A 13,137-nucleotide genomic window follows, 5' to 3' on the forward strand; every position below is an offset into this window, starting at 1 on the left:
AAGCTGTGATCCCCAAATTCAATGATATTAAAGCCAGTAACGATTTGAGCCGTATTTTGAGTTGTAGATTTTCTCTTCTCCTACTCTTGCCTTTGGCAGGCGGTACTGCCAGCGCGCAGTCGTCTTTTATTCACCAGGCTGAAAACCCTTTCGACAACAATAGCGATGGCTTGCCCGATCTCGGTATGGCGCCTGAATCGCGGGCAGGTGAAAAGCACTTTGCCGAAATGGTTAAAGCGTTTGGTGAAGCCAGCATGATCGATAACGGGCTTGATACCGGTGAACAGGCGAAGCAGTTCGCCTTTGGCCAGGTGCGTGACACGGTCAGCGAACAGGTGAATCAGCAGTTGGAATCCTGGCTCTCTGTGCGGGGAAACGCCAGCGTCGGGTTGCAGGTTGATAACGAAGGCAGTTTTACCGGAAGCCGGGGAAGTTGGTTTATTCCGTGGCAGGACAATCAACGATTTCTGACCTGGAGCCAGTTGGGTTTGACGCAACAGGATGAAGGCTTAGTCAGTAATGCGGGGATTGGGCAGCGTTGGGTGCGTGACGGTTGGTTAGTGGGTTATAACACCTTTTATGACAACCTGCTGGATGAAAATCTGCCCCGGGGCGGCCTCGGCGCAGAGGCGTGGGGTGAATATTTGCGCTTATCCGCAAACTATTATCAACCGTTGTCCTCCTGGCAGGAGCGTTCAATAACCCAGCAACAAAGGATGGCCCGCGGCTACGATCTGACCGCGCAAATGCGTATGCCGTTTTATCAACACCTCAATACCAGCGTCAGCGTGGAACAGTATTTTGGCGACCAGGTGGATCTGTTTCATTCGGGAACCGGATATCACAATCCGGTGGCGGTGAACCTCGGACTGAGCTATACGCCGGTGCCGTTGATCACAGTGACAGCACAACACAAACAGGGTGAAAGCGGCATCAGCCAGAATAACCTCGGCTTCACGCTTAATTACCGTTTTGGCGTGCCGCTAAAAAAACAGCTGATGGTCAGCGAGGTGGCAAACAGCCGTTCGCTGCGCGGCAGTCGCTATGATGCTCCGCAGCGTAACAATTTGCCGACGCTGGAATATCGCCAGCGTAAAACGCTGTCGGTATTGTTGGCCACGCCGCCCTGGGATCTCAAACCGGGAGAGACGGTGGCGCTGACGCTGCAGGTCCGTAGTCTGCATGGGATCCGCCATCTGGCGTGGCAGGGCGATACTCAGGCGTTGAGCTTAACGGCTGGCAGCAATAGCCGAAGCGCGCAGGGCTGGACGATTATTATGCCGAAGTGGGACAACAGAGAAGGTGCGATGAACCGCTGGCGGTTGTCTGTGGTGGTAGAAGATGAGCAGGGCCAGCGTGTCTCTTCCAATGAGATCACGCTATCACTGACCGAACCGTTTTTTACGGTTTCGGAAAATGATCCTCGTTAACAATGACGCATGAATGCGTTATCAGAAAATGCGTTCCTGGTGCACCCATACCGCGGCTTCAACGCGTGATTTGAGCTTCATTTTCTTCAGCATATGCTTCACGTGAACTTTTACCGTGCTTTCGGTGATGTCCAGTCGGCGGGCGATCATCTTGTTAGGCAAACCCTGGGCGATGAGCTTAAGAATATCGCGTTCGCGCGGGGTCAGTTGGGTGACATCACGGTCGGACGTTGCGCGATTTGCGCGCAGGCTGGCGGCCAGAACCGGGGTCAGGGCTTCGCTCAGCACCATTTCACCAGCGGCAGCCTGTTGCAATGCTTTCAGTAAATCTTCCGGCTCCATATCTTTCAGTAGATAACCGTCGGCGCCACGCTTCAGTGCGGTAACCACGTCTTCTTCATGATTGGATACGCTAAACACAACGATACGACCCGACAGGGATTTCTCACGCAGTTTGTCGAGCGTTTCCAGACCGTTCATGCCAGGCATGTTCAAATCAAGAAGGATCAGATCGGGATCAAGGGATTCTGCCAGCTCGATACCCTGCTCACCATTGCTGGCTTCGCCGACAACGGTGATATCGGGCGCCATGCTGACAAGCTGTTTCACACCGGTTCGCAGCATCGGATGATCGTCGATCAACAGGATGGTTGCCGGTTCCAGATTACTCATGGGTATCTCCTTGGACTTCTGTGAAGTTTGTTTCGGGAATAAAAGTGACAGCAACTTCAGTACCGCCTGTCTCGCGACGGCGTACACGGCAATCGCCGCGTAAGCTTTGCGCACGGTCGCGCATGATTATCATGCCATAATGGTTACTGCGTTCGGCGTTTTCCGGTACGCCGCAGCCGTTATCTTGCACTGTCAGTTTGACCTGCTTGCCATTTTGCACCACCGTCACGACCACTTCGTCGGCCTGAGAGTGTTTGAGGGCGTTGCTCAGGGCTTCGCGCGCAATTTGTAGCAGGTGTATAGCCTGATGTGAAGGTACCAGGCGCGGCGGCAGCTGATAATCCAGCTTCACCGTAAATCCAAAACGGGCGCTGTATTCCTGACAGCTGGCTTCCAGCGCCGGTCGCAATCCCGGTTCCGTCAGTTGTAAACGGAAAGTGGTTAACAGCTCACGCAATTGCGCCCACGAAGCATTCAGCTCGTTACGAATCTGACTGAGCAGCTCGCGGCAGTTGTCAGAAAGCGCATCGCCCTGCATCTGCAAACAGCTAACCTGCATCTTCATACAGGAGAGCGATTGTGCAATAGAATCATGAAGTTCGCGCGCAATGGTGGCACGCTCTTCCATCACGATCAACTGCTGTTGACGCTCCTGATGCCTGTCGAGCGCAAGCGTGGCGGTCAGTTGCTCCACCAGGGTATCAACCAGTTGCTGCTGATCGTGGCTGAGATGGCGTCCCTTCGGCAAAGTAGCGAGCAGGATACCATACTGGGTATGCGCATCGGTCAGTCGCCATTTCAACGTGATACCGCCGTCAATGGCGGGCAGCGTGCCGCGCGGACACAAATGGCAGCCTTTCTCATCACAGCTGGCATTGGACTGGCAGGTAAATTCCTGATGATTGTCTTCATCTTCCAGGTCATAAACCCGAAGTTCAATATCATGCAGCAGGGTCAAATTTTGCAGGCCGTTCAGTACCGGCGAGAGGCGTTCGCACAACGGTACCTGAGAGTGCAGGCGGCGGTTGGCTTGCCACAGGAAAGAGAGGATCTGGTTTTTGTGCTCCAGGCCCGCCGTTTTCTCCTGTACCCGCTGTTCCAGCACCGCGTAACTTTCGGCCAGTTCCTTCGACATATTATTTAGCGCCGAGCCCAGCGCCGCCATCTCATTGCGCCCGCTGATATTCGCGCGTTGGGTAAAATCACGCTGGCTGACTGCTCGCGCCATCGCCAGCAGCTGTTTCCACGGCTCTAACAGGCGCACGCGCAGCCAGATAATGGTGAAAACCAGCAGTAATGCCATAAATACGGCCATCAGGCGATGCAGCAGGACGACGCGTTCAATGCGTAATTCGGTAGTATGGTCAAAGGCAGTGACCAGCTTATCCAGCCCGTCCACAAAGCGCGTCACATCTTGCGCTACCGCATCAGGCGTTTGCGCATGCGCAAGCCCCGGCGCCAGTTCGGTATGCCAGTAATCCTGTAATGCTTTTAACTGCGCCTGTTGTCCATCACGCTGCGCAGCGCGCGTCAATTCCGGGCTAAACGCCGTTTGCTCCATTTCATCCAGCAGCGATTGATCGCTCGCGTCAAGCGGTACGGCTGCCAGCAGGCGATAGCTCTGCATACGCAGCGAACCCGCTTTGTTGATCGCATGAGCGCTACCTTGAACACCCTGAACCAGCCAGCCAGAGACAGCCATACCCGCCACGCCGATGGCAGTAGACAATAAAACAATCAGCGCCACCTGGTTGACCAGCGTGAGCGGGGAGAGACAACGTTTAAACATGGTGACTAGTTCCTTCGGGTTTTCGCAGTTCAGAAAACCTTATTGAATGACGATTCTGCTGCAGGCAGTGGCGTTATTCTCGGCGATACACTGGAGTATACCCATACCTCAAACGAGCTACCTCTTAATTGCCAGTAGAGGGAGAGTTCCAGGACGAGGGGGAGTAGGGGACGACAGAAGCGTGAAAAACCACATCTTTTTTACCGAAGTTATGTACTCATTAAGGGTAATGATAAATTTTAGGCATGAATAATGACACCTTTTCCTTTGATTTATATCAACTTACCTCCAGCTGTAAACCCTAATGTTGCAGGCATCGAAACAAGTATCAGAGGTGTCTATGAGTCACTCATCTGCCCCGGAAAGGGCATCTGGAGCTGTAATTACCGAATGGCGGCCGGAAGATCCCGCCTTCTGGCAGCAGCGTGGTCAACGAATCGCCAGTCGTAACCTGTGGATTTCCGTCCCTTGCTTGCTGCTGGCGTTTTGCGTGTGGATGTTATTTAGCGCCGTGGCGGTGAACTTACCGAAAGTCGGATTTGATTTCACCACTGAACAGCTGTTCATGCTGACGGCATTACCTTCGGTATCCGGCGCGCTGCTGCGTGTTCCGTACTCCTTTATGGTTCCCCTGTTTGGTGGACGTCGCTGGACGGCGTTTAGCACCGGTATCCTGATCATTCCTTGCGTATGGTTAGGTTTTGCGGTGCAGGATACCTCCACGCCGTTTAGTACCTTTATTATTATCTCCCTGTTGTGCGGCTTCGCTGGTGCGAACTTTGCGTCCAGCATGGCAAACATCAGCTTCTTCTTTCCAAAACAGAAACAGGGTGGTGCGCTGGGTCTGAACGGTGGTCTGGGCAACATGGGCGTCAGCGTGATGCAGTTGGTTGCGCCGCTGGTGGTTTCACTGTCAATCTTTGCCGCATTTGGTAGCCACGGGGTTGAACAACCGGATGGTACGCAGCTGTATCTGGCAAACGCCGCATGGATTTGGGTACCGTTCCTTGCGGTGTTAACGCTGGCTGCATGGTTTGGTATGAATGAACTGGCAACCTCAAAAGCGTCGCTGAAAGAGCAATTGCCGGTGCTGAAACGTGGGCATCTGTGGATTATGAGCCTGCTGTATCTGGCAACCTTCGGTTCATTCATCGGTTTCTCTGCCGGTTTTGCCATGTTGTCAAAAACGCAGTTCCCTGAGGTGCAGATCCTGCATTACGCCTTCTTTGGACCGTTGATTGGCGCGCTGGCTCGTTCAGCGGGCGGGGCTATCTCTGACCGTCTGGGGGGAACCCGCGTTACGCTGGTGAACTTCGTACTGATGGCTATTTTCAGTGCCTTGCTGTTCCTGACGTTGCCATCTAACGGTGTCGGCGGCAACTTTATCGCCTTCTTTGCGGTGTTCCTGGCGTTGTTCCTGACGGCTGGTCTGGGAAGTGGTTCAACCTTCCAGATGATCTCCGTTATCTTCCGTAAGCTGACGATGGACAGAGTGAAAGCTGAAGGGGGTTCTGAAGAGAAAGCAATGCGTGAGGCGGCAACCGACACTGCGGCGGCGCTGGGCTTTATCTCAGCTATTGGTGCGATCGGCGGCTTCTTTATCCCGAAAGCATTTGGTACGTCCCTGGCATTAACCGGATCTCCGGTCGATGCGATGAAAGTATTTCTGATTTTCTATGTCGCTTGTGTGGTTATCACCTGGGCGGTATACGGACGTCATTCTAAAAAGTAAAAAAGCGGTATACACAAAATCATTCGAACTGCATCAAGGCGGCTAGTGAGAAATCCCCAGGAGCTTACTGAAGTAAGTGACTGGGGAGAACGAGCGCAGCCAACGCAGAAGCAGTCTGAAGGATGAAGTGTAGGTTGATTATCCATTGCGCGGTGTTAGACCGCGCTTTTTTTTGTCTGTAATTAGTTACAACATACTTATGTATTGTGACATAAAAACAGCCTGTGAGAGCGGCGATCGCAATATGCTAAGCAGGGGGGATACCCCTTAATACCCACTTATAAAGAATTTAACATTTGTATGATAAGTGATTTTAATAAAATCATTTAAATTCAATATGTTGACTGATTTATTAATATCCCACTAAGGGGGTATGTGAAAATCGACCCTCTGTTTTCATCCCTGCCTGCCTTGATCGTTATCAATTCTCACGCCCTTTCAGAGCGTTACCTTCGCACTCAATCAAGCAATGTCGATTTATCAGAGAGCCGTCAGGCTCCTACAGGAGAAAACCGATGAGTAAATTCCTGGACCGGTTTCGCTACTTCAAGCAGAAGGGCGAAACCTTTGCCGATGGGCATGGCCAGCTTCTCAATACCAACAGGGACTGGGAGGACGGATACCGCCAGCGTTGGCAGCATGACAAAGTCGTACGTTCAACCCACGGGGTAAACTGCACAGGCTCATGCAGCTGGAAAATCTATGTGAAAAATGGTCTGGTGACCTGGGAAACCCAGCAAACTGACTACCCACGCACGCGTCCAGATATGCCTAACCACGAGCCTCGCGGCTGTCCACGTGGTGCAAGCTATTCCTGGTATCTCTACAGCGCTAACCGTCTGAAATACCCACTGATGCGCAAACGTCTGATGAAGATGTGGCGTGAAGCCAAAAAGCTGCACAGCGATCCGGTAGATGCATGGGCATCCATTATCGAAGACGCCGATAAAGCAAAAAGCTTCAAACAAGCGCGTGGTCGTGGTGGGTTTGTTCGCTCTTCATGGCAGGAAGTGAATGAACTGATTGCCGCATCTAACGTATACACCATCAAAACCTATGGTCCTGACCGTGTCGCAGGCTTCTCACCGATCCCGGCGATGTCGATGGTTTCTTATGCTTCCGGCGCACGCTATATGTCGCTGATTGGCGGTACCTGCCTGAGCTTTTATGACTGGTACTGTGACCTGCCGCCGGCTTCCCCACAGACCTGGGGCGAGCAGACTGACGTACCGGAATCTGCTGACTGGTATAACTCCAGCTATATTCTTGCATGGGGCTCTAACGTCCCGCAGACCCGTACTCCGGATGCACACTTCTTTACCGAAGTTCGCTACAAAGGGACCAAAACGGTAGCAATTACCCCGGACTACGCAGAAATCGCCAAACTCTGCGACCTGTGGCTGGCACCGAAGCAGGGAACCGATGCGGCAATGGCAATGGCGATGGGCCACGTCATGCTGCGCGAGTTCCACCTCGATAACCCGAGCCAGTACTTCACCGACTACGTTCGTCGTTATACCGACATGCCAATGCTGGTGATGCTCGAAGAGCGCGACGGCTACTATGCTGCTGGTCGTATGCTGCGTGCAGCGGATCTGGTTGACTCCCTGGGCCAGGAAAATAATCCGGAATGGAAAACCGTCGCTATCAACAGCAACGGCGATATGGTTGCGCCAAACGGTTCAATTGGTTTCCGTTGGGGTGAAAAAGGCAAATGGAACCTCGAGCAGCGCGACGGCACGTCTGGTGATGAAACCGAACTGCAGCTCAGTCTGCTGGGTAGCCAGGATGATATCGCCGAAGTGGGCTTCCCGTACTTTGGCGGCGAAGGCACCGAGCACTTCAGCAAAGTAGAACTGGAAAACATTCTGCTGCATAAATTGCCGGTTAAGCGCCTGCAACTCGCCGATGGCTCTACCGCGCTGGTGACCACCGTTTACGATCTGACTATGGCCAACTACGGCCTGGAACGTGGTCTGAACGATGAAAACTGCGCAACCAGCTACGATGACGTGAAAGCGTACACACCGGCCTGGGCAGAAAAAATCACTGGCGTATCACGCTCTCAGATCGTACGCATCGCCCGCGAATTTGCGGATAACGCCGATAAAACGCACGGTCGTTCGATGATTATCGTCGGTGCGGGTCTGAACCACTGGTATCACCTCGATATGAACTATCGTGGCCTGATCAATATGCTGGTGTTCTGCGGCTGTATCGGCCAGAGCGGCGGCGGTTGGGCCCACTATGTCGGCCAGGAAAAACTGCGCCCGCAAACCGGCTGGCAACCGCTGGCGTTTGCGCTTGACTGGCAGCGTCCGCCTCGTCATATGAACAGCACCTCCTACTTCTATAACCACTCCAGCCAATGGCGCTATGAGACGGTTACTGCGCAGGAACTGCTGTCCCCGATGGCAGACAAATCCCGCTACAGCGGTCATTTGATTGACTTTAACGTTCGCGCTGAACGTATGGGCTGGTTGCCATCTGCGCCGCAGTTAGGGACTAACCCGCTGCGTATCGCCGAAGAAGCGCAGAAAGCAGGCATGACGCCGGTGGACTACACCGTTAAATCCCTGAAAGATGGTTCTATTCGCTTTGCGGCAGAGCAGCCGGAAAACGGTAAAAACCATCCGCGTAACCTGTTTATCTGGCGTTCTAACCTGCTCGGTTCTTCCGGTAAAGGCCACGAGTACATGCTGAAGTATCTGCTGGGTACTGAACATGGTATTCAGGGCAAAGATCTCGGCCAGCAGAGCGGCGTGAAGCCGGAAGAAGTGGAATGGCAGGATAACGGACTGGACGGCAAACTGGATCTGGTCGTTACGCTGGACTTCCGCCTGTCGAGTACTTGTCTGTATTCCGATATCGTGCTGCCGACCGCAACCTGGTATGAAAAAGACGATATGAATACCTCGGATATGCATCCGTTTATTCATCCTCTGTCTGCAGCCGTTGACCCGGCCTGGGAATCGAAGAGCGACTGGGAAATCTATAAAGCTATCGCCAAAAAGTTCTCTGAAGTTTGCGTGGGCCACCTCGGTAAAGAAACCGATGTCGTCACGCTGCCAATTCAGCACGACTCCGCTGCCGAACTGGCGCAGCCGTTAGACGTGAAGGACTGGAAAAAAGGTGAATGTGACCTGATTCCTGGTGTTACCGCGCCGCATATCATGACCGTTGAACGTGATTATCCGGCTACCTACGAGCGTTTCACCTCCATCGGCCCGCTGATGGAAAAAATCGGTAATGGCGGTAAAGGGATTGCCTGGAACACCCAGAGCGAAATGGATCTGCTGCGTAAGCTCAACTACACCAAGGCTGAAGGTCCGGCGAAAGGCCAGCCGATGCTGGATACAGCGATTGATGCCGCAGAGATGATCCTCACCCTGGCGCCGGAAACTAACGGTCAGGTAGCCGTTAAAGCCTGGGCGGCGCTGAGTGAATTTACCGGCCGTGACCATACGCATCTGGCGCTGAATAAAGAAGACGAAAAAATTCGTTTCCGCGATATTCAGGCGCAGCCGCGCAAAATTATCTCCAGCCCGACCTGGTCAGGCCTGGAAGATGAACATGTGTCTTATAACGCCGGTTATACCAACGTTCATGAGCTGATCCCATGGCGTACGCTGTCTGGTCGGCAGCAGTTGTATCAGGATCATCAGTGGATGCGTGACTTCGGTGAAAGCCTGCTGGTTTATCGTCCACCAATCGACACCCGTTCCGTGAAAGCGGTAATCGGCGAGAAATCTAACGGTAACCCGGAAAAAGCGCTCAACTTCCTGACGCCGCACCAGAAATGGGGTATCCACTCCACCTACAGCGATAACCTGTTGATGCTGACGCTGTCACGCGGTGGCCCGATTGTATGGATGAGCGAAGTCGATGCGAAAGATCTGGGTATTGAAGATAACGACTGGATCGAAGTCTTCAACAGCAACGGCGCACTGACGGCGCGTGCAGTTGTCAGCCAGCGTGTGCCGGCCGGGATGACCATGATGTACCACGCGCAGGAACGTATCGTTAACCTGCCGGGTTCAGAAATCACCCAGCAGCGCGGTGGGATCCACAACTCGGTGACCCGTATTACGCCGAAACCGACCCATATGATCGGCGGCTATGCGCAACTGGCCTACGGCTTTAACTACTACGGTACCGTCGGTTCAAACCGCGATGAGTTCGTAGTTGTACGTAAGATGAAGAACATTAACTGGTTGGATGGCGAAGGCAATGACCAGGTACAGGAGAGCGTAAAATGAAAATTCGTTCACAAGTCGGCATGGTGCTGAATCTCGATAAGTGCATCGGCTGCCACACCTGTTCAGTGACCTGTAAAAACGTCTGGACCAGCCGTGAAGGTATGGAGTACGCCTGGTTCAACAACGTCGAAAGTAAGCCCGGCGTTGGCTTTCCGAATGACTGGGAAAACCAGGAAAAATGGAAGGGCGGTTGGATCCGTAAAATTAATGGCAAACTGCAGCCGCGCATGGGTAACAAAGCGCTGCTGCTGGGTAAAATCTTTGCTAACCCGCATCTGCCGGGTATGGATGATTACTACGAGCCGTTTGATTTTGACTACCAGACGTTGCACAACGCCCCGGCAGACAGTAAGGCGCAGCCGATTGCTCGTCCACGCTCGCTGATCACCGGTCAGCGGATGGATAAAATCACCAGCGGTCCAAACTGGGAAGAAATTCTGGGCGGCGAGTTCGAAAAACGCGCCAAAGACCAGAACTTCGAAAACATGCAGAAGGCGATGTACGGTCAGTTTGAAAACACCTTCATGATGTACCTGCCGCGTCTGTGTGAGCACTGCCTTAACCCGGCGTGCGTGGCGACCTGTCCAAGCGGCGCTATCTACAAGCGTGAAGAAGATGGCATCGTGCTGATCGACCAGGATAAGTGCCGCGGCTGGCGTATGTGTATCACCGGCTGCCCGTACAAGAAGATCTACTTCAACTGGAAGAGCGGGAAGTCTGAGAAGTGCATCTTCTGCTACCCGCGTATCGAAGCCGGTCAACCGACCGTGTGCTCCGAAACCTGCGTCGGTCGTATCCGTTACCTCGGCGTACTGCTGTATGACGCGGATGCGATCGAGAGTGCGGCAAGCACCGAGCACGAGAAAGATCTGTACCAGCGTCAACTGGACGTGTTCCTCGATCCGAACGATCCGGCTGTTATTGAACAGGCGCTGAAGGATGGCATTCCGCTGAGCGTCATTGATGCCGCACAGCAGTCTCCGGTTTACAAAATGGCGATGGACTGGAAGCTGGCGCTGCCGCTGCATCCGGAATATCGCACGCTGCCGATGGTTTGGTACGTGCCGCCATTGTCACCGATTCAGTCTGCCGCCGATGCGGGTGAGCTTGGCAGCAACGGTATTCTGCCGGACGTTGACAGTCTGCGTATCCCGGTTCAGTACCTGGCGAATCTTCTGACCGCAGGCGACACTCAGCCGGTACTGTTAGCGCTGAAACGTATGCTGGCGATGCGTCACTACAAACGCGCGGAAACCGTTGACGGTAAAGTTGATACTCGTGCGCTGGAAGAGGTGGGTTTAAGCGAAGCGCAGGCACAGGAAATGTATCGTTACCTGGCGATTGCCAACTACGAAGATCGTTTCGTGGTACCGAGCAGCCATCGCGAACTGGCGCGTGACGCGTTCCCGGAGAAAAGCGGTTGTGGCTTTACCTTCGGCGACGGTTGCCATGGTTCTGATACTAAATTCAATCTGTTCAACAGCCGCCGCATTGACGCTGTTGATGTGACCAGCAAAACGGAGCCGCACCAATGATTGAACTCGTCATTGTTTCGCGTCTGCTCGAGTACCCGGATGCTGCCCTGTGGCAGCATCAGCAGGAACTTTTCGATGCACTCGCGTCATCTGAGAACCTGGATAAAGAGGATGCCCAGACCCTGGGCGTTTTCCTGCGCGATCTGACCGCGCAGGACATGCTGGATGTACAGGCCGCCTACAGCGAACTGTTTGACCGTGGCCGCGCCACATCGCTGCTGCTGTTTGAACATGTTCACGGTGAGTCCCGCGACCGCGGTCAGGCGATGGTTGATCTGATGGCGCAGTATGAGCAGCACGGTTTGCAGCTAGACAGCCGCGAACTTCCCGATCATCTGCCGCTGTATCTGGAATACCTTGCGCAGTTGCCGAAAAACGAAGCGTTAGGTGGTTTGCAGGATATCGCGCCGATTCTGGCTTTGCTCAGCGCTCGTTTGCAACAGCGTGAAAGCCGTTATGCGGTGCTGTTCGATCTGCTGTTAAAACTGGCGAATACCGTTATCGACAGCGACAAAGTGGCTGAAAAAATTGCGGATGAAGCACGTGATGATACCCCACAAGCGCTGGATGCGGTCTGGGAAGAAGAGCAGGTAAAATTCTTCGCCGATCAGGGGTGTGGCGAGTCGGAAATCTCCGCTCACCAGCGTCGTTTTGCCGGGGCCGTTGCGCCGCAGTATCTGAATATCACCACCGGAGGACAGCAATAATGCACTTCCTGAATACGTTCTTCTTTGACATCTATCCGTACATTGCGGGTTCTGTCTTTCTGATCGGCAGTTGGCTGCGTTATGACTATGGGCAATATACCTGGCGTGCGGCCTCCAGCCAGATGCTGGATCGCAAAGGGATGAACCTGGCGTCAAACCTGTTCCATATCGGGATCCTGGGGATTTTTGCCGGGCACTTCCTTGGCATGCTGACGCCACACTGGATGTATGAAGCGTGGTTGCCGCTTGAAGTGAAACAAAAGATGGCAATGTTCGCGGGCGGTGCCAGTGGTTTGATGTGTCTGATTGGTGGCGTACTGCTGCTAAAACGTCGTCTGTTCAGCCCACGCGTGCGGGCGACCACCACCGGAGCGGATATTCTGATCCTCTCGCTGCTGGTGATTCAGTGTGCGCTGGGCCTGCTGACCATTCCGTTCTCCGCCCAGCATATGGACGGTAGCGAGATGATGAAGCTGGTGAACTGGGCGCAGACAGTGGTGACTTTCCAGGGCGGAGCGTCTCAATATCTGGATGGTGTTGCGTTCATTTTCCGTATGCACCTGGTGCTGGGTATGACGCTGTTCCTGTTGTTCCCGTTCTCGCGTCTGGTACACATCTGGAGCGTTCCGGTCGAATATCTGACACGCAAATACCAGATTGTTCGCGCGCGTCACTAATCGGTTATCTGTTCAAGACAAAACCCTGCTCCGGCGGGGTTTTTTTATGCCTGTTTGCCGGATGGCGACGTAAACACCTTATCCGGCCTACACAGGTGTCAGTGAGCTTTGTAGGTTTGATAAGCGCAGCGCATCAGGCAAATTAGGGCATTGCAGATGAATGAGGTGTGTTGCTTTATGAAGTGATGGTGGTGGGGGAAGGATTACTCAGCGCAGCGCGCTTCGCACTTCGGGTCGTTGCCTTTGGCAACGCTTTCTCGCTACGCTCGAATCGAACCTTAGTCGAAGTTTCTCATCCTTCCCGCATGGGCAGAATATAGGGCATTGCAGATGAAT

At 53.6% G+C, this 13,137-nt stretch carries 8 protein-coding genes and 1 other RNA gene; 6 read left to right on the top strand and 3 right to left on the bottom strand.

What is annotated here, in order from left to right; all coding sequences use genetic code 11:
* The first annotated feature begins 26 nt into the window (after nucleotides 1-26).
* Entirely contained in the window at nucleotides 27-1,430 is a 1,404-nt protein-coding gene (locus OGV94_RS24615; RefSeq protein ID WP_087050676.1) for a YchO/YchP family invasin, read from the top strand.
* Between the two features lie 21 nt (nucleotides 1,431-1,451).
* Here the strand turns inward: OGV94_RS24615 and narL are convergent, their stop codons facing one another.
* Nucleotides 1,452-2,102, bottom strand: coding sequence for a two-component system response regulator NarL (narL, locus tag OGV94_RS24620; RefSeq protein ID WP_003020756.1), 651 nt, complete (start codon nucleotides 2,100-2,102; stop codon nucleotides 1,452-1,454).
* Nucleotides 2,095-3,891: a nitrate/nitrite two-component system sensor histidine kinase NarX gene (gene narX, locus OGV94_RS24625; protein ID WP_043016124.1), complete on the bottom strand. Its 1,797-nt coding sequence runs from the start codon at nucleotides 3,889-3,891 to the stop codon at nucleotides 2,095-2,097. Before narX ends, narL begins: the two co-directional genes overlap by 8 nt.
* 340 nt (nucleotides 3,892-4,231) lie before the next feature.
* Here narX and OGV94_RS24630 point away from each other — a divergent pair, with 340 nt between their 5' ends.
* The 5 genes from OGV94_RS24630 to narI all read left to right on the top strand — a co-directional run bounded on the left by OGV94_RS24630 (nucleotide 4,232) and on the right by narI (nucleotide 12,801).
* Nucleotides 4,232-5,623, top strand: a complete 1,392-nt coding sequence (locus tag OGV94_RS24630) for a NarK family nitrate/nitrite MFS transporter (RefSeq protein WP_003833390.1) — start codon at nucleotides 4,232-4,234, stop codon at nucleotides 5,621-5,623.
* A gap of 515 nt (nucleotides 5,624-6,138) precedes the next feature.
* Entirely contained in the window at nucleotides 6,139-9,882 is a 3,744-nt protein-coding gene (locus OGV94_RS24635; RefSeq protein WP_047410758.1) for a nitrate reductase subunit alpha, read from the top strand.
* Entirely contained in the window at nucleotides 9,879-11,417 is a 1,539-nt protein-coding gene (gene narH / locus OGV94_RS24640; RefSeq protein WP_003833388.1) for a nitrate reductase subunit beta, read from the top strand. The genes OGV94_RS24635 and narH overlap by 4 nt, the downstream gene beginning before the upstream one ends.
* Nucleotides 11,414-12,124, top strand: a complete 711-nt coding sequence (gene narJ / locus OGV94_RS24645) for a nitrate reductase molybdenum cofactor assembly chaperone (RefSeq protein ID WP_286518680.1) — start codon at nucleotides 11,414-11,416, stop codon at nucleotides 12,122-12,124. Before narH ends, narJ begins: the two co-directional genes overlap by 4 nt.
* The gene (gene narI / locus OGV94_RS24650; protein WP_003833386.1) at nucleotides 12,124-12,801 is read left to right on the top strand and encodes a respiratory nitrate reductase subunit gamma; all 678 of its coding nucleotides are present in this window, start codon (nucleotides 12,124-12,126) and stop codon (nucleotides 12,799-12,801) included. The genes narJ and narI overlap by 1 nt, the downstream gene beginning before the upstream one ends.
* A gap of 186 nt (nucleotides 12,802-12,987) precedes the next feature.
* Here narI and OGV94_RS24655 read toward each other — a convergent pair.
* A non-coding RNA gene (locus OGV94_RS24655) (RtT sRNA) lies at nucleotides 12,988-13,118 on the bottom strand.
* Nucleotides 13,119-13,137 lie beyond the last annotated feature (19 nt).

It is taken from the genome of Citrobacter sp. Ce006, from assembly GCF_030336535.1.
Taxonomy (GTDB): Bacteria; Pseudomonadota; Gammaproteobacteria; order Enterobacterales; family Enterobacteriaceae; genus Citrobacter; species Citrobacter europaeus.